Annotated in this window: 18 protein-coding genes; 9 read left to right on the forward strand and 9 right to left on the reverse strand. The window is 63.5% G+C overall.

What is annotated here, in order from left to right:
• Positions 1 to 109 precede the first annotated feature (109 nt).
• From BUE39_RS12295 to BUE39_RS12315, 5 genes are all read right to left on the reverse strand, one after another.
• Positions 110 to 952 carry an alpha/beta hydrolase gene (locus BUE39_RS12295; protein ID WP_073428933.1) on the reverse strand — a complete coding sequence of 281 codons (843 nt, stop codon included), beginning with the start codon at positions 950 to 952 and terminating at the stop codon, positions 110 to 112.
• A 231-nt stretch (positions 953 to 1,183) separates the two neighbouring features.
• Entirely contained in the window at positions 1,184 to 1,963 is a 780-nt protein-coding gene (locus BUE39_RS12300; RefSeq protein ID WP_073428934.1) for an alpha/beta fold hydrolase, read from the reverse strand.
• A gap of 85 nt (positions 1,964 to 2,048) precedes the next feature.
• The gene (locus tag BUE39_RS12305) at positions 2,049 to 2,384 is read right to left on the reverse strand and encodes a DUF4148 domain-containing protein (RefSeq protein WP_073428935.1); all 336 of its coding nucleotides are present in this window, start codon (positions 2,382 to 2,384) and stop codon (positions 2,049 to 2,051) included.
• A gap of 273 nt (positions 2,385 to 2,657) precedes the next feature.
• Positions 2,658 to 4,166 (reverse strand): M81 family metallopeptidase, encoded by a 1,509-nt coding sequence (locus tag BUE39_RS12310; RefSeq protein WP_073428936.1) that lies wholly within the window; start codon positions 4,164 to 4,166, stop codon positions 2,658 to 2,660.
• Entirely contained in the window at positions 4,163 to 5,497 is a 1,335-nt protein-coding gene (locus BUE39_RS12315) for an MFS transporter (RefSeq protein WP_073428937.1), read from the reverse strand. Before BUE39_RS12315 ends, BUE39_RS12310 begins: the two co-directional genes overlap by 4 nt.
• A gap of 176 nt (positions 5,498 to 5,673) precedes the next feature.
• Here BUE39_RS12315 and BUE39_RS12320 point away from each other — a divergent pair, with 176 nt between their 5' ends.
• Positions 5,674 to 6,636: a LysR family transcriptional regulator gene (locus BUE39_RS12320; protein WP_073428938.1), complete on the forward strand. Its 963-nt coding sequence runs from the start codon at positions 5,674 to 5,676 to the stop codon at positions 6,634 to 6,636.
• Between the two features lie 63 nt (positions 6,637 to 6,699).
• Positions 6,700 to 7,287 carry a TetR/AcrR family transcriptional regulator gene (locus BUE39_RS12325; RefSeq protein WP_073428939.1) on the forward strand — a complete coding sequence of 196 codons (588 nt, stop codon included), beginning with the start codon at positions 6,700 to 6,702 and terminating at the stop codon, positions 7,285 to 7,287.
• A 138-nt stretch (positions 7,288 to 7,425) separates the two neighbouring features.
• Here the strand turns inward: BUE39_RS12325 and BUE39_RS12330 are convergent, their stop codons facing one another.
• A complete protein-coding gene (locus tag BUE39_RS12330; RefSeq protein WP_073428940.1) occupies positions 7,426 to 7,935 on the reverse strand; it encodes a cytochrome P460 family protein in 510 nt (169 codons plus the stop codon).
• 22 nt (positions 7,936 to 7,957) lie between these two features.
• Positions 7,958 to 8,989, reverse strand: coding sequence for an alpha/beta fold hydrolase (locus BUE39_RS12335; protein ID WP_073428941.1), 1,032 nt, complete (start codon positions 8,987 to 8,989; stop codon positions 7,958 to 7,960).
• A 692-nt stretch (positions 8,990 to 9,681) separates the two neighbouring features.
• Between BUE39_RS12335 and BUE39_RS12340 the strand changes: the two genes are divergently transcribed.
• The 7 genes from BUE39_RS12340 to BUE39_RS12370 all read left to right on the forward strand — a co-directional run bounded on the left by BUE39_RS12340 (position 9,682) and on the right by BUE39_RS12370 (position 14,430).
• Positions 9,682 to 9,927, forward strand: coding sequence for a DUF4148 domain-containing protein (locus BUE39_RS12340; RefSeq protein WP_073428942.1), 246 nt, complete (start codon positions 9,682 to 9,684; stop codon positions 9,925 to 9,927).
• Between the two features lie 109 nt (positions 9,928 to 10,036).
• Positions 10,037 to 10,324, forward strand: a complete 288-nt coding sequence (locus BUE39_RS12345) for a hypothetical protein (RefSeq protein ID WP_073429005.1) — start codon at positions 10,037 to 10,039, stop codon at positions 10,322 to 10,324.
• 169 nt (positions 10,325 to 10,493) lie between these two features.
• Entirely contained in the window at positions 10,494 to 11,765 is a 1,272-nt protein-coding gene (locus BUE39_RS12350; RefSeq protein WP_073428943.1) for an epoxide hydrolase family protein, read from the forward strand.
• 155 nt (positions 11,766 to 11,920) lie between these two features.
• Complete coding sequence (locus BUE39_RS12355) at positions 11,921 to 12,766, forward strand: CPBP family intramembrane glutamic endopeptidase (protein ID WP_073428944.1); 846 nt, start codon at positions 11,921 to 11,923, stop codon at positions 12,764 to 12,766.
• 235 nt (positions 12,767 to 13,001) lie between these two features.
• Positions 13,002 to 13,517, forward strand: coding sequence for an RNA polymerase sigma factor (locus BUE39_RS12360; protein ID WP_073428945.1), 516 nt, complete (start codon positions 13,002 to 13,004; stop codon positions 13,515 to 13,517).
• A gap of 15 nt (positions 13,518 to 13,532) precedes the next feature.
• The gene (locus tag BUE39_RS12365) at positions 13,533 to 13,862 is read left to right on the forward strand and encodes an anti-sigma factor family protein (RefSeq protein ID WP_090518754.1); all 330 of its coding nucleotides are present in this window, start codon (positions 13,533 to 13,535) and stop codon (positions 13,860 to 13,862) included.
• Between the two features lie 118 nt (positions 13,863 to 13,980).
• Complete coding sequence (locus BUE39_RS12370) at positions 13,981 to 14,430, forward strand: universal stress protein (RefSeq protein ID WP_073428947.1); 450 nt, start codon at positions 13,981 to 13,983, stop codon at positions 14,428 to 14,430.
• Positions 14,431 to 14,482: 52 nt separating this feature from the next.
• On the opposite strand, the gene BUE39_RS12375 is transcribed toward BUE39_RS12370, so the two are convergent.
• Positions 14,483 to 15,652 carry an ABC transporter substrate-binding protein gene (locus BUE39_RS12375; protein WP_073428948.1) on the reverse strand — a complete coding sequence of 390 codons (1,170 nt, stop codon included), beginning with the start codon at positions 15,650 to 15,652 and terminating at the stop codon, positions 14,483 to 14,485.
• A gap of 122 nt (positions 15,653 to 15,774) precedes the next feature.
• Positions 15,775 to 17,547 (reverse strand): cytochrome c biogenesis protein DipZ, encoded by a 1,773-nt coding sequence (locus BUE39_RS12380; RefSeq protein WP_073429006.1) that lies wholly within the window; start codon positions 17,545 to 17,547, stop codon positions 15,775 to 15,777.
• Between the last annotated feature and the right edge of the window lie 104 nt (positions 17,548 to 17,651).

The following is a 17,651-nucleotide window of genomic DNA, read 5'->3' on the forward strand; positions in this document are numbered from 1 at the left end:
GAATTTCGCAAGTGTGAGCGACGAAGACTTACCGCGCCAATCAAAAGATGGCATGGGGTGATAGCCAGCGGTCATAGGTCGGGAGTCGACCGGTCGACCCGCGGCGCGATCAGGTTCGCGGCGCGCGCGGGCTATGCGAACGGTGTTCGTGCAGGAAGCGCAATACATGGTCGCGGCCGCCGCGCTCCCATGCGTCGACATGGTTTGCGTCGTCGAGCATCACGAGCCGCCCTGGCGCGTCGAGCGCCGCGTGCAGCCGCGAAAAATGGGCGGGGGGAATCACACCGTCCGCGCTCCCTCCGTAGATCAGCACCGGTGCGCGCACCGCGCCGATCTTCGACAGACTGTCGTACCGGTCGCGCACGAGGCGCCGGACCGGCAGCCAGCGAAACCACGTCGCCGCGACATCGGCGATGCTGGTGAACGGCGCCTCCAGAATCAGCGCCGTAAGCGCGTATTCGATCGCGATCTGCACCGCCACGCCCGTGCCGAGCGAATACCCGTGCACGACGACGCGGCGCGCGCGTTGCGCGGCGAACTCCAGCGCGGCGCGCCCGTCCGCGTACAGACCCGCCTCGTGCGGCCGCCCCGCCGAGCCGCCGTAGCCGCGGTATTCGGCAAGCAGAACGCCGTATCCGGCGTCGAGCAGATCATGAGCAATGTGCTCGCGCTGCCAGATGTCCTCGCCGTTGCCATGAAACAGGACGACGATGGCGGAATCCGCGCGCGCCGGGGCTGCGTAGCCGCACATCAACTCGACGCCGTCGACGGTTCGCAAGCGAACGTTGCCGATGCGCCCATCGCCCTGCGGCGCACCCGAGGGGCGGCGCACTCGCTCGGGCGGATAAATCAGGCGCCCTTGCAGCCAGAACACAAGCACGATCGCGACGCCATACGCGATCAACCCGGCAAGCGGTACGGCGAGCAGCCACACGTAGATCGGCGCGCTCATCGCATCCGCGCCCGGCCGACAGCGCGAGGCGACAGGCGAGTGAGACGGACTATCGAGCGGGGAATGCGGAAACGAGCCTTCATGTGCGGACCTACCTATCGGCGACCTGCCGATTATCCAGCACTTGTATCGACGTCAGAAGCAGATGATTCCCCGGCGTCGGAATGCAGAGCGCGCTCTTCCGGGCGCGGTGTCGATCGTTGGCGGCTCGCTACGGCAATCTCGCCGCGCTTATTGCGCGGCTTTCGCAGCGGCAATGATCGTGTCGGCGACTGCCTTCGGCTGGCTGACCATCGCGACGTGGCTCGCATCGACCATCGTGACGTGCGCGCCGATGGTCTTCGCCATGCTCCGTTGCAGGTTCGGATCGATCATCCGGTCCTGACCGGCCACCACGAAGTAGGACGGCTTGTCGTGCCACGCCGCCGTCGTGACCTTCTGGCCGATACATGCGGCAGCCCACGGCCCTTGCGTTGCCGCAATCACACGCCGTTGCGGCAAAGGCACGTCCTGAGCGAAATCTTCCAGCACCGCCTTGGTCGACAGCGTCAGATTGCCGGCCGAGTCCTTCTGCAGTTCGCTGGCCCATGCGGGCGCCGGCTTGCCTTTCGTCACGTCGTCGATGGATTGGCCGCTGTCGGGCGCGAACGCGGCTACATAGACGAGGTTCTTCACCTTGTCGTCGTTGCCGGCTTCGCTGATCACGACGCCCGCCCACGAGTGGCCGACCAGAACGACCGGGCCGGTCTGCTGGTCGATCACGCGTTTCGTCGCGGCAACGTCGTCGGCCAGCGAACTCAGCGGGTTTTGAACCGCCACCACGTGAAGGCCGCGCGCTTCGAGCAACGGAATCACTTTCTCCCAACTGGAACCGTCGGCAAATGCGCCGTGCACCAGCACGACGTTCTTGCCCTTCAAATCCTGCGGCGGCGCCGCGTGCGAAGCCTGCAATGCGAACAGTCCACCGAGCAACAGCGCAGAACCGAGAAATTTCGTGAGAAGCGTGGTCATGGGTATTTTTCGACTGAGTTTGAATGGGTTTTGAATCGACCATCCCCATGACGGCGCACTCGAACGCGCGCCGTCGTCATGGAGATTACGAGTGCGCATAGATCGAACCGAGACCGACAACGGCTTGCTCCGGTGCCGACGTGTGGGTCATTGTCGAGCGCGCGCCAGCAGTCGAGCTGCCTTGTCCGGCGCCGCCATATGCCGCTGTCGCCGAATCTTTCTGCGCATTGATACGCGCCTCGGCGGCTTCGATGTTCTGGGGATATTGGGTGTTGTCGCTGGCCGGGTTGTAGCCGGCCTTCTGAAGCTGGACCAGTTCCGCGCGCACGTCGGCACGCGTCAACGCGTGATTCGACTGGGCGAACGAAGCGACAGGAACGGCAACGAGCGCTGCCACCAACAGGGATTGAACGAGCTTCATGAGTTTTCTCCAGAAAACGACGGCATTCAAAGGTCGGAAGTTCGGATGACAAGCGCGGAAGCCGAAACCTGCGCGCCGCCGTGTCACCGGACTTGAACGCAGTGTTGCGAATCAACCTTGCGTGTAGACATTTGAACCTGCCGACGTATCTGGAATGTTTTCGCCGACGCCTCCAATGCAAGCGTGTTTATCCCGGTACGGCCTGGATACATTGCGGTACAAATCGGCCGCCATGCAGCGGACGATTGCCGACCCCAGCGCGTCGCATGTGAATCAACCGGCTACCGGACTCAACTCGCTGAACGACGGCCCCAGCGGCCGGACACGCATGGCCGGATCGAGACGTTCCCACGGAAGATCGGCCGGATCGGCGGCCATCGGTCCGGGCGCTTTCGCCACCAGAATGGCCTCGGCGATAGCCTCGAAGTCCGCGCGAAAATGCACCGAACTCTTGTTCACGAGAATCTTCATGCGTTCGGGTTCGATGCCGGCCACGCGGAACAGGTTGCGATCGAACACCTGCATCTTCACCGAGCTCACGGCAATCCTCACGCCCTCGACGCGCAAACAGGCGACCGGTCCCAACTCGCCTTCCATCCCGTTGAGCATCGGGCCGTCGAAACGGAAGCGGCCGTCCGACAGGTGTTCGACTTCGAACAGCGCCTCGAGCGGCGAATCGCCCTCGACACCCGACCGACCGCCGAGGCGCAGCGCAATGCGCGCGCCCACGCCGGCCCGATGCGCGGCGGCCGCGGCCTCGGCGTCCCAGATCACACCAACCGCCGCGTCCGTTGCGCCGTTGCGCAACAACGCGCGCACCATCCCCATCGTGTTCGAATCGCCGCCCACGCCGGGGTTGTCCTGCGTGTCCGCGATGATGACCGGTCGCGATGCGGACGCGCTCAGCCGGATCGCTTCGAGCGCGGCTTCGTCGGGCGCGAGAAACGGCACCTCCCAGCGCGACTCCTCGCCGACGATCTTCGCGAGCAGCGCGTCGGCGGCTCGCTCGGCGACTTCTTCCTCGAACGAATAGGCCCAGATGGTCGGACCGCATTCGGGAAAATCGGCCGCCGGAAAGCCCGGCGCGAACGACACCGACACGACCGGCCGCGTCTCCAGATCCGCCAGCATGCCAACCATCCCCCTTGCGGGCTCGACCAGCGTGCACATGCCGTTCACCGGAATGAGGAAGGGCACGCGACGCATCGCGCGATGCAACGGGCGCTGCTCCCACATCAGATCCTCGAGAATCCGCGCGGCGCGTTCGCCGGTTTCCGCCATATCGACGTGCGGATAGGTCCGGTAAGCCACGAGCGCGCTGGCATGCGCGAACATGCGCGCGGTGACGTTGGCGTGCAGGTCCAGCGACACGACCACCGGCATGCGATCGCCGACGATCCGCCGCACGCGTTCGAGCAACTCGCCTTCGCCGTCGTCGTGCTGCTCGGTCACCATCGCGCCGTGCAGGTCGAGATAGATCGCGTCGAAACCGCCTTGCTCGACGGCGGCGATGATCTCGCCGCCAATCCGCTCGAACGCATCCGTCGTGACGTGCGCCGACGCGCTCGCGCCGGCCCAGATCACCGGTCTCAGTTCGCGTCCATGCGCTTGCATGACCTTGATGAATCCGCCGATCGGCACGTTGACGTCGCGCAGCCCGAGCACGTCGGCGCCACGAACCATCGGCGGAAAGCCCTCGCCTTGAACGAAGCTCTCGTAAGACGCCTTGGTGGGCGCGAAGGTATTGGTTTCATGCTGGAAACCCGCGATCAGGATTTTCATGTGTTCACCTCTTGCTCGAATGCACGTTGTGGCAAAACCGGCTGTTCCCGCCTGAGCGTCAGCTTGAACTTCAGTATCAGGACGGCCGCCAGCGCGGCGGCGCAGGCCATGACCAGCAGACCGGCATGCATGCTGCCCGTGCCGGCCTTGGTCCAGCCGACCACCGCCGGCCCCCAGAATCCGCCGGACAATCCCACGGTATTGATGAGCGCGATGCCGCCGGCCGCGGCCGTCCCCTCGACGAGCTGGGCCGGTATCGCCCAGAAAACCGTGTAGGCCATCCACAGACATGCGGTTCCAACGGTCAGCGCGAGGAGCGTGAGCATCGCGCTTCCATCGGCGAAAACAGCGGCGATCATGCAGAGCGCCGCGCCGAGCGCGGGAATCGCGCAGTGGTAGCGCCGCTCGCCCGCCCGGTCGGAACTGCGGCCCGCGAGATACATGCAGACCGCGGCCGCCACGTAGGGAATCGCCGTGTACCAGCCGAGGCGAATGGTGTCCTTGACGCCCTGCTCCTTGAGCAGCGTCGGCAGCCAGAAGCTGATCGCGTAGATCGGAAAAATGATGCTGAAGTAGGCGAGCGCGAGTACATAGATCCGCGGGTTCTTCAGCACCGCCCTGAACGAATCCGTGCCATGCCGGGTCGGTGCGGTTTCGCGCTCGAGCAGGCCTTTTTCGTGGTCGGTCAGCCAGCGCGCGTCCGCGGGCCGGTCGGACAGCACCCGCAGCGTCAGCACGCCGAGCACGATGCACGGCAGACCTTCGACGAGAAACATCCACTGCCAGCCGGCAAGACCGCCGACCCCGGCAAGACTCGTCATGAGCCACGCCGAGACAGGGCCGCCGACAATGCCGCCGAGCGGTCCGGCCACGAACACCAGCGCAATGGCGCGCGCCATGCGGGCAGGCCCGTACCAGCGCGACAGGTAATAGATCATGCCCGGCGCGAAGCCCGCCTCGAATATGCCGAGCAGGAAGCGCATGGCGTAAAACGCCGGCACGCTTCGCACGAACAGCATGCAGGCCGACGTGATGCCCCACAGCACGAGAATGCGGCTGAAGGTCTTGCGGGCGCCGACTTTCGGCAACATCAGATTGCTCGGCAATTCGAACAGCACATAGCCGATGAAGAAAATCCCCGCGCCCACACCGTAAGCGGCATCGGAAAAGCCGAGGTCCGTTTGCATCTGCAATTTGGCGAACCCGACGTTGACGCGGTCCAGGTACGCGAACATGTAGCAGGTCACCAGAAACGGCAGAAGCCGCCAGTTGAGCTTGCTATAGAGCGCTGAGGCGGGATCGCCGGCGGTCGATGGATGGATTGCTGACATAGGTGTCTCCCGATTGCCTCACTGGACCCGTCGCAGGGGGTTGAGTCGATGGTGGCAGGGCAAAACGGGACTAGCAAGAGCAACTAAGTTCACGTATCGTTGCCTTCTGAGCAACGCTTGGCCGTCACTCGGCCCATGCCTTGGACCCTGAAAATTTCCGGCGTCGGAGCAATCAAATGCGCGAGATCAACCAGCAGCGCCTGCGGTATTTCCACGAGGTGCTCACCCACGGCACCATCCGCGGCGCGGCGGAGCACATCAACACGTCGCCATCGGTCATCACGCGGCAGATCAAACTGCTCGAAGACGAACTGGGCGCGGTGCTGTTCGAACGCGAGGCGCGCGGAGTCCGGCCGACGGAAGCCGCCGCTCACCTGCTCGAATTCTGGCGCGGCTACCGCTCGCAGCAGGAGAAGCTCGAAGACCGGCTACATGCGTTGAAAGGTCTTCAAACCGGGCAGATTCAACTGGCTGTGAGCGAAGGCTTCGTCGATACCTTCGTCGACGACGTGCTGGCGCCGTTCTGCACGCGCTATCCCGGCCTGGAAATCGGCATGACCATGCTGGCGGTGGACGCCTTGCTGGACGAAGTGGCGGAAAACCGGGCGCACATCGGCCTCGCCTTTAATCCGCCGCCTCATGCGCGAATCGCGTATCGGGCCAGCTCGCGACAGCCGGTTGTGCTGCTGCTGAGAAAAGATCATCCTCTTGCCAGGCGGGGTGGTCCGGCGAGCCTCGACGATCTGCAAAGCTATCCGCTGGCGCTCATGCCATCCACATTCGGCATCGGCCATGTCGTGGCAATGGCGGAGCTGACCGAGAACGTGAAGATTCGCCCCACCCTCACGACCAACTCGCTGAGCGCGCTGAAGCGCTTCGTGACAGCGGAAAATTTCATGACGCTGATCGGGGAATTCGCCGCGTACCGTGAACTCGCAAACAACGAACTGACCACCGTGCCGATTGCACATCCCCTGTTCGACAGCGCGCAGGCCAGGGTGCTGGTCAAGACCGACCGGCCGCTTGCCGCCGGGCCGCTCGAATTGCTGAAGTGGATTCAGGAGCGCATGCCGATGTTCGCCAGTGCGCGAGCGCAAGGATCGCGCAAGCGAAAGGCCGGCCGCCGCGGCAACGACTAACTGTCGCCGCGCCTATAATTTCCCTTTATTGACTGCATCGTCCACAAGTATCGGGCTTGATAAATGGTGAGACCACGTGAATTCGATCGAGACGAAGCCCTGGATCGCGCCATGCGCGTGTTCTGGTCCAAGGGTTATTCGGCAGCGTCCACGGACGAGCTGCTCGCGGCCATGCAAATTGGCCGGCAGAGTCTTTACAACGCGTTCGGCGACAAGCGCAAGCTGTACCTTGAAGCGCTCGATCGTTATCAGCAATACAGCGTCGCGGCCCACATCGAACGGTTGACGCGCAGTTCGTCCGCGCTGGCCGGCATCAAGTCGCTTTTGCTGGGCGTGATACCGGCCGACGCCGCCGAGCGCGCGAACGGCTGCATGGGCGTCAATAGCGCCGCTGAATTCGGCGCAACGGATGCCGAGGTCAACGCAATCCGGGCCGCGGGCGCGAAGCGGCTGAGGGAGCCTCTTCTGGCTCGCATCGGAGAAGCGCAGCGCAACGGCGAGATCGATCCGCACATGGACGCGGAAGACGTGGCGCTGTTCATCGGCAGCACCCTGCAAGGCATTCAGTTGAATGCCCGCGCAGGCATGTCGCCGGCCGCGCTTCGGCGCATAGCGAAATTCGCGCTCGAGCGGCTGGTCGCGCGCTCGTAGTGCGCTTGTAATGCGTTCGTCGCGCACCTCGCGTTCCTGAGCGGTGCGAGCCTGACGATCGGCGGCGGCTTGTCGCTGCACGCCGCCGGTCGCCGCGGCGCCGCTCTTGCGAACGCCGCCGCTTTCCCGCCGCTGCGGCTACGGTGCAAAGCGTGCGAACACGTAGTCGCGGTCCTTCACCCTGGCCGCATGGCACGCGAAGCAGGTTTGATGTTGCGCGGCGTCGACCGGTTGTCCGTTGACGAACCGGCCGAAGCCCCAGCCGCCTGTCGACGCATAACGACGCGAGTCCTTCACCATCACCTGCACCGTGGTGGGCGCCCCGGGAATCGTTGCCGATGGGAACTCGGGCGACTGCTTGCGCTTGTACGCGAGTTTCACCAGGATGGTCCCGTCAGGGTACGGCAGCGTCGAGTTCTCGATGGCCTTGATCGCGGCCGGGTTGCCGAGCACCACGCGTAGCTCGTCGAGCGGCGCGGCTTCCTCGGCCGGCGCGATCATTTGCCACTTGCGATAACCCTCGGGAATCGTCACGCCATAGATCGGCGAAGGCGCCGATTTCGCGGGTTCGGCCACGGCGTGATTCGCCACGGCGCCAAGCAGAAGCGCCGCGTTGAGCACGACATGCGCAGTCCGGATTCTTCGCATTTGTCGGTCTCCCGTTCGCTGCTCAGAAACGGGCGACGTCGATGACGGCGTCGGCGAATGCTTTCGGCGCTTCTTGCGGCAGGTTATGCCCGACGCCGCCGCCGATGTTCCGGTGCGCGTACTTGCCGGTGAATTTTTTCGCATAGGCCGACGGCTCGGGATGCGGCGCGCCGTTGGCGTCGCCTTCCATCGTGATGGTCGGCACCGAGATGGTCGGCCCGGTCGCGAGACGCTTTTCGAGCTCGTCGTATTTCGCCTCGCCCGTCGCCAGCCCCAGACGCCACCGGTAGTTGTGGATCACGATCGCGACATGGTCCGGGTTATCGAACGATGCAGCCGAGCGCCCGTAGGTCGCTTCGTCGAAATCCCATTTCGGCGAAGCGGTATGCCAGATCAGCTTGTTGAAATCGCGGCGGTTCGCATCGTAGCCGGCGTAGCCGCGCTCGGTGGCGAAGTAGAACTGATACCACCATGCCAGTTCCGCTTTCGGCGGTAACGGTCCCTTGTTGGCGGCCTGGCTGCCGATCAGATAACCGCTCACCGACACCATCGCCTTGCAGCGCTCCGGCCACAGCGCGGCGATGATATTCACCGTGCGCGCGCCCCAGTCGAAGCCGCCGAAGATCGCCTTGTCGATCTTCAGCGCGTCCATCAGGTTGATGATGTCGACCGCGATAACCGCCTGCTGGCCGTTGCGCGGCGTGTCCGCGGAAAGAATCCGCGTGGAGCCGTAGCCCCGCAGATACGGCACGATGACCCGATAGCCGGCGGCGACCAGCAACGGCGTGACTTCGGCGTAGCTGTAGATATCGTACGGCCAGCCGTGCAGCAGAATCACGACGGGCCCGTTGCGCGGACCCGCTTCCGCGTAGCCCACGTTGAGCGTGCCGGCGTTGATCAGCCGCAGGTCGTCGAACGAAGCGGCGCTCGCCCCGGACTTCGTGCCGCTGGACTGCGCCTGCGCGAGTCCGCTCAATCCCAGCTCCATCAGGCCGACGCCCGCAACCGTCGTGCCGAGGAGACGCCGTCTCCGGGTATTGATCTGTTCAGACATGGTTTATTTCCCCTTATGTACGAGAGCTTCGAAAAGCCTGCATGGACTTGAGAGAGACCCGCTCCACCAGGGCGGTGAAGCAAGCCGATGGTCGAATCAAGTACAAGCGGGCGAAAGAATATGAACGGTGTCGGCGCGGCGCGCCGGCGTTTGAACCCGAGGCTTGCCGTTACGGCCGGGCGTAAATCGGGCCGGCAACAGCCGCGGCGACGATAAGCGATTGAATGACTTTCATGATGTCCGCCTCAAAAGAAGTTCTTTTCACGCAAACGCCCGTTTGCGTTTCGGGTTAGCCAGGCCAGATCAACTGGCATGGATGAATTAAACCCGGCGGACGTATCTGGCTTATGTCCGCAATGCGCGCCGGTGCAACGTTATGTAACGCGCCGGTGCTCAGATACATTGGGATACAAACGCGGCCGTTCGGACTTCGTTCAACGCGCCGCCGAATATCTATTCCCGATCTATTCGCCCCTCGGCAATCGCCCGATTTGTTTCTCAATGTGTACGACGTTCCGAGCGATACACAGCATTGCAATAGCCCGTTCTCACGACACAAGCCAGATACGTCGCCTGGTTCTAATGCATCCAACGACGGAATCTGATCAAGGCGCAAGCAGACATCACCGCATGCCGCCGCTTCCCAGATGCCCGGGCGGATCTTCCCACTTGATTTGCTTCAGGAGAATGACATGAAAGTATCGATGATCGTTTTGGCTTTTGCCGCTTTTGCCGCTTTCGCCACGACCGCCTCCGCTTATGCGGCTAATTCCGTCGACGTGAATGCCGGCGCGAACGACGTTCAACAAGTTCATCAATGGGCGCCGGTTCAGAGCGCTCAAAAAATAAAGACGCGTGCGGAGGTTCGTCAGGAACTGGTGCGCGCCGAGAAAGACGGACAACTCGCGGCGCTCAACAAGCTCTATCAAGGCAGTTGAGTCGCGCCCCGTCAGGGGGATTCATTCACGATCGGGCAGTGTCTTTTCAACCTTGTCCGATCCCATCACCAAGCACTTCTCTTTCGATTCGATTCGTGGAGGTTTCATCATGATCAAGCGTCTCGTTCTCGCCGCGGTTCTCTCCGCCGGCGCTGCAATCGTCTCCCCCGCTTTCGCCAGCAGCGGCTACGGTCCCGCCCCTCACTACGATCCGCTCGTCGGCGCACCTGCGTCGCAGCGCGGCCAAAGCGCGCTGACCGTCCGCGCCGAACAGGCCGAGTCGATGGCCAGTGCGGATGCCGCCGCGCAATCTTATGGCGGCATGCACGACACCACGTCGCAATCGGGTGCGCGCATCGGGCCCGACGCGTCGCTCTCGTCGTATGCGCATCACTGATCGTCGATCGCCGGTCGTTCGTCACGGTCGGCCGATTCGTCTGTTGCCTGACTAGCGCTCCACGCCGGCCGGACCATCGGCAAGCCCGGCAGTGGGGCGCTCTCCTCGTGAACATCACGGCGCGTCGCGATCGGTGCGCCGGCTCCTTCATAGCGCCAGGATTTCAAACATGTCATCAACACCGTTTTCTCCAACTCGACGTCACGTTCTCGCCGCTTCGGTCGCAGTCGGCGCGATGGGACTGATTCCGGGCTCCTTGTTCGCCGCCACCGGCGACAGCACGATCCGCCCGTTCAAGGTCAACGTGCCCGAAGCCGACCTCGTCGATTTGCGCCGCCGTATCGCGGCCACGCGCTGGCCCGGCAAGGAGACCGTCAACGATGAGTCGCAAGGCGTGCGGCTCGCCAGAATGCAGGCGCTCGCGAAGTATTGGGGCACCGACTACGATTGGCGCAAGGGCGAAGCGAAACTGAACGCGCTGCCGATGTTCATGACGCAAATCGACGGCCTCGACGTGCAGTTCATTCACGTGCGTTCCCGTCATGAGCATGCTCTGCCGCTGATCATGACGCACGGCTGGCCCGGCTCGATTTTCGAACTGATCAAGGTCATTGCGCCGCTGACCGATCCCACTGCCTACGGCGGAAGCGCCGACGACGCGTTTCATATCGTCGTGCCGTCGCTACCCGGCTTCGGTTTCACCGAACAGCCGAAGACCACCGGCTGGGACTCGAACCATATCGCGCGCGCATGGGGCGAACTGATGGCGCGGCTCGGCTATACGCGCTTCGTCTCGCAAGGCGGCGATTGCGGCTCGGTGATTTCGCACCGCATGGCCATGCAGAAGGTGAAAGGGCTGATCGGCATTCATGTGAACATGCCCGCGACCGTGCCACCGGATATCGCGACCTTGCTGGCTCTCGGAGAACCCGCGCCGCGCAATCTGTCGCCGAAAGAGAAGGCCGCCTATGACTCGCTGAACGTCTTCTATCGCGACAATTGCGGCTATTCCGCAATGATGGTGACGCGGCCACAGACCGTCGGCTACGCGCTCGCCGATTCGCCCGTGGGCCAGGCCGCATGGATGTACGACAAGATTTCGCAATGGACTTATAGCGGCGGCGTACCGGAACGCTCACTCACGCGCGACGAGATTCTGGACGACATCTCGCTCTACTGGCTGACGGACAGCGCTACCTCCGCGGCGCAAATCTATTGGGAAGATCATTCCAACAACTTCAATGCCGTGGACATCTCCATGCCGGCTGCCGTGACGATCTTCCCCGGAGAGATCTATCAGGCGCCGCGCAGTTGGACGGAGCGCGCGTATCACAACCTCATCTATTTCAACGAGGTCAACAAGGGCGGACACTTCGCGGCGTGGGAAGAGCCGCAGTTGTTCGCCACCGAAGTGCGCGCGGCATTCCGCACGCTGCGCTAGGCCGGCAGCCGGTCGCGGCGATCGCCGCGACCGGCGCTGGAGTGAGCGCTCCGGTTCATGAAGGAGTCGGCTACCATCGCACGACCGTCTTGCCGCATGGCAACACGGCGCGGATCGATCAATAGCGCTTAATCAATCTCGGGACGTTTTTTCAAATGGCCGCATTGCCGTGGATTGCCGTGTTTCTTGCCGCTTTCGCGGCGGTTTTTCAAGCGCCTCGCTCACTGACGATGGTTCTTCTGGCAATCGGCTACGGACTCGCCTTCGCCTTGGGACAGTTGCAGGTACTCGCGGTTATTCCTCTCGCGCTTCTGGTTGGCACGGGCGTTCTGCTGCGGCGCAATCCATCGCCGGTCGGCAGGTTGCTCTGCAACGCCGTTTTTGTCGTCGTTGCAATCGGTCTGTTTCAACATGGGCTGCCGGGCTTTCATAACCTGAAAGTCATCGACGCCGCACGTTTCACGCCGGATGCCGCGCCTTATACGATGTACCTCAACTTTGACAAGCCGCTGATCGGATTCTGGCTGCTTCTGACCTATCCGTGGGTGCAGTCGAGGAAACCACTTTCCGTTATGGCGATGTCGGCGATTGTTGCCTGCGCCGTCACTTCCGCTGTCTGCCTCTCCATCGCGTTTTACGCCGGATCGGTTGCGTGGGCGCCGAAGTGGCAGCATCTTGCGTGGCTGTGGGCACTCAACAATTTGCTGCTGGTTGCCTTTGCCGAAGAAGCTTTTTTCCGTGGCTATATCCAGGAAGGCATAACCCGCCTGATGAAGTCGCGACGCCATGCCCAGTGGTTCGGGCTCGTCGCCGGCGCGGTTCTATTCGGTCTCGCGCACTATCAGGGCGGCGCTCAACTGGTTCTGCTGGCAGGCCTGTCCGGCATCGGCTACGGGTTGGCCTATCGCGCCGGCGGGTTGCAATCCGCGATGCTCACGCACTTCGGACTGAACCTGCTTCAGTTCGGCTTGTTCACCTATCCCTTCCTCGCTCACGCCTGAGCGCGGCGAATAGGAACGCGGCACTCGCGGCCAGGCAGGATAGCGCGCCCCACTCGTCTGAACTCATGGACACTCACCCGATATTGCAACCAGTCCCAATGCGTCGAAGCTCGAAGCCGACGCCGGGCCCGCAACATGAATCAAGCCGACAGCGGTGCTTTCGCCTCATGGACAGGCGTATCTCCGCAGGGCCGATGAACGCCGGCTGCCGTGCATCGGACGAGGGCCAACGTCGATGACCGCAGCCGACCTGTCCGCCATGCTTCCGTCGATGCTCCCGCGTCTTTGGGCGTTTGCGCTGCGCATTTCGGGCGACCGTCACGACGCTGAAGATCTCGTGCAACGCGCCTGCGTGCGCGCGCTCGAACGCGCACATCAATTGCAACCCGGCACCGCGCCGCTTAGCTGGATGTTCTCGATCGTGCAGTCCACCTGGATCAACGAATTGCGCGCGCGTAGCGTGCGTAGCCGCTCGGGCAGCGATTGGGACGACGACTTCCTCGAAACCGTCGCCGATCCGGCTGCGCGGACGCCGGAACAGCAGGCCATGCATGGGCAGATCGTCAAGGCGGTGCAGCAATTGCCCGACGCGCAGCGCGTGGTGATGCTGCTGGTGGGCGTGGAGGGACTCAGCTACAACGAGGCGGCCGAAGCGCTCGACGTGCCGATCGGCACGATCATGAGCCGGCTGTCGCGGGCTCGCCAGGCCATCGGCGCCCTGTTCAGCGATCAAAAAAAGCGCGGCGGATAGCGAGGACCAAGGGGCATGAAAATGGACGACATCGTGCTCATGGCCTATGTGGATGGCGAGCTTACGTCGCTGGAGCGCGAGGAAGTCGAAAAGGCGATGAGTACATCGGCTGATATTGCGGAACGCGTTGCGTTGCTCGAAGCGTCGGTGCTGCCGTATCAACGCGCGTTTCAACATCAGGCATTGCCGCCGGTTCGGGATAGCCTTGCGCGCAAGATCGACGAACTCGCACAGGCGCACACCGTGCGTTCGAACCGCTCGCGCCTTCGCACCGCGGCGCCGTGGCTCGCGGTGGCATTCATGGCGGGCGGGCTCTGCGGCGGGGCTTCGGTCAGTCGGGAATAAATCCATTGGATCACGTGTTTTGTGTCAGCCACCGCGCGCTTTGCGCCGGCGAAAAAAGCACCGGCAAAAAATCGGGCTCCGGCCAGATCTCGGCCCCAACCTGCAATAGACACAGAACATGTCACCCTTTTCGAAAATGCTACTCGTGTACGACGGAACAGAAGAAGCGCAAGCCGCGTTGACACGCTGTTCGGAGCTATCCCTGGCGTTGTCGGCACGGGTCGAGGTCGTGTCGGTCGTCGATTCGGTCAGCGCGAACGCGCATTCCGCGGGCATGCTCGGCGAGCTTGCCTATAGTCGCCTGGAGGAACTCGCCCGCCATACCCTGGGAACCGCGATCTGCAAGCTGGCCGACAACGGCATTACCGCGCATGGGCACATCGTTTTCGGACGAACCGTCGACGCGGTTTCCCGGCATGCGGCGAGCTTCAATTCGGACATCGTCGTAGTCGGACATCGCACGCAGAAAGGACTGGCCCGCTGGTGGAGAGAACGGCCGATTCATCTCGATCTGGCCGAACGTCTGTGCGGATCGACCATCATCACGGTGACGCTGCCATTGGCGTAGCGTCGCGCCGAAGCGGTCTGCCCGCCGAGCCGTGCACATAGATCATCGGGCGTCAGTTCGCAGCGAGCCGCCACGCGCCGCCAACGATCCGCACCATCACGCGGGCTCGCTCGTCGAGGCCGGAATGATCGGCCGCGGTCATATTCACGACGCCCTGCGATGTATGGAGATCGGTGGTGTTTTCAAGCGCCGAGCGCAGCGCCTCGCGGAATGCCTCGCTACCGGGTTGGCCTTTTTTCAGCGCCTGCGGTATGGCATGTTGCAGCAGCAAGCCCGCGTCCCATGCGTTGCCGCCGAACGTCGATACCGTGTTGGCGCCGTATGCCGTGTCATATGCCTGCCGGTAGGCAAGCGCGCTGCGCTTCACGGGATTCGAATCCGACAGTTGATCGGAGACAAGCAGCGGGCCGGCCGGCAGCAACGTGCCGTCGCAATCCTTGCCGCAAACCCGCAGGAAATCGTTATTGGCGATGCCGTGCGTCTGGTAATAGACGCCTTTATAGCCGCGCTCTTTCAGCGTCTTCTGCGGCAGCGCGGCGGGTGTGCCGGCCGCGGCGATCAGCACGGCGTCCGGGTTCTGCGAGACGATCTTCAGCACCTGTCCCGTTACCGACGTGTCGTTGCGCGCGAAGCGCTCGCTTGCGACAAGCTTGATGTTGGCCTTTTCAGCGTCCTTTCTGAATTCAGTGAGCCAGCTTTCGCCATACGCATCCGCAAAACCAATGAAGCCCACGGTCTTTACGTGATGCGCCACCATGTTCTGCACGATCGCGCCGGCCATGAGCGCGTCGTTCTGCGGGGTTTTGAAGACCCACGCACGCTTCGCATCCATCGGCTCGACGATCGATGCAGCGGCGGCCAATGCGATCATCGGCGTCTCACTCCGCGCCGCGACGTCGATCATCGCCAGCGAATTGGGCACGATGGTCGAGCCGATCAATGCGTCGACGTGATCCTCGCTAGTGAGCTTGCGGGTGTTCTTGACCGCGAGGGTAGGATCGGAAGCGTCGTCCAGCACGATGTAGTCGATCTTCTGCCCGTCGATTTCTTTTGGCAGTAAGGCGATCGTGTTCTTCTGCGCAATGCCGAGCGACGCAGCCGGCCCTGTAGCCGACACGGTTACGCCGATTTTCACTTCGGCATGCGCCTGAAGACCCCATACGCCGGCGATCAGACAAGCGGCGTGGAGCGGCCTGAGCACGGACGAAAAAAACGAATTCATGTTGATTGCTCTCATTTAAATAGACAGTCCCGTGTCGCGAAAGCGCGGATCGAGCCTCGTATAACAATCGAGCGTATCGGTTTATTCCATCGCGGCACCTCGATTGCCAGGCTGCCGCATGATCAACCGAATGTGAAGCTGAACACCTTCACGCCTGGATCGAGAAATTCGATCTGGAACGTGCGGTCATTCACCGGACCCGACTGACGCACGAGCTGATACAGACGCGCGCTCGTCACCACACCCGTACCGTCGCTGGCGACATCCGCACCGTGCGCCGCGCCGGGCGCCGCTCCGTCGACGGTGATACGGAAGCGCACGGGCTTGCCATCCGCGGTCGGCGCCAGCACCAGGTGCAGGTCGCGCGCATGGAAGCGATAAGCGATGCGCCCTTGCCGCGCGGTCGGCACGGCGGACTCCGCGCCGATGTTCCACTCGCCCGCCAGCCCCCAGTTGTTGAGCGGCAGTTGCGCGGGCAGCGTATAGGCGAACGCGGCATCGCGCTTCACGCGCTGTGGCGATGCGAAGCCCTGCGCCTCCCGGTAACCCACGTAGGTCTCGCCCGAGCCGACATCCGCCGGGTCCGCGGCGGCTTGCGCGCCGGTTGCTTGCACCGGCTGCCGGGCCGCAGCGAGCAGCGAACCGCCGTGGTCGGCCAGCAGTTGCCGGATGGCCTGTTCCGCTTCGTCATAGCCGCCTTCGCCGAAGTGGTGATAGCGGATGCGGCCCTGCGCATCGACGATATAAAACGCCGGCCAGTACTGGTTGCCGAACGCCTGCCAGATGCGGTAGCCGTTATCGATCGCCACCGGGTAGTGGATGTTCAGGTCGCCCAGGGCGCGTTCGACGTTGCCCGCGTCGTGCTCGAAGCCGAACTCCGGCGTATGCACGCCGATCACGACGAGGCCGTCGTCTTGATAGCGCTGCGCCCATGTCTTCAGATACGGCAAGGTCCGCAAACAGTTGATGCACGAGTAGGTCCAGAAGTTGACCACGACAACCTTGCCGCGCAACGCGTCGCTCGAAAGCGGCGCGCTGTTCAGCCATGAGGTCGCGCCGTCGAGCGAGGGCAGGCGGCCCTGCACGGGCAGAGCGGCAGGCGTCGACACGTTCGACGTACTCGACACGCGCACGATGCGGTCCGCTTGCGCGGCTGCGGGCACCGGCTTCTTCGTTGCGAGCAGATTGACCAGCCTGCTCTCGATAGCGTTGGTCGGAGCCGACGGAACGTACGCGAGAATCCGCGTGTCGATGCCCAGCGCGATCGCTCCCACGGTGAGCAGCACCAGTGCGCCCATTGCACGGCGCAATCCCTCGCCGAGGCCGAAAGAACGCTTGAGCAGATCCAGCGAGCGCTTGCCCAACCCGGACACGACCGCCAGCGAGCACGCTGCGCCGCCGGCGTAGGCGGCGAGCGCCGCCCCGGTTTGCCAGCTCGCGCCATGCAGCGCGGCGCCGGTCAGGATCAGGCCGAGAATGGGTCCCGCGCACGGCGCCCACAGCAGGCCAGTCGCCGCGCCGAGCAACACCGCCGAGCCGATCCGGCGCGTCGCGCCCTGGCCTTGCGAACTCGCGACGAAGCGGTCGGCGAGACCGGAGAGCGGGCGCGACAGGCGCGACGCAATCTCCGGGAACAGCAGCGCCGCGCCGAATACCGCGAAAAGTGCGAGCGATATCCAGCGCCCGTACTCGCTCAGTTGCGCCGCGCCGCTCAGACCGGCCGTGCCGAGCCCGGTCACCAGCGCAAAGGTGCCCGCGAGGCCGACAAGAAGAGGCAGGCGGTCCGTCACGAACGGCCGGTCGGAGCGTGCGAACACGAACGGCACGACGGGCAGAATGCAGGGGCTCAGGATAGTGAACACGCCCGCGAGGAATGCGATGACGATGAGTAACATGAGATCGGTATCCAGACAGTAGGCAATTGGACGGACCGGCATCGAACGCCGCGTGAAACGGCGTAACGGGCCATGAGCCGTATTCCACCGCTCTCATGTATCAG

The organism is Paraburkholderia terricola, from assembly GCF_900142195.1.
Lineage (GTDB): Bacteria > Pseudomonadota > Gammaproteobacteria > Burkholderiales > Burkholderiaceae > Paraburkholderia > Paraburkholderia terricola.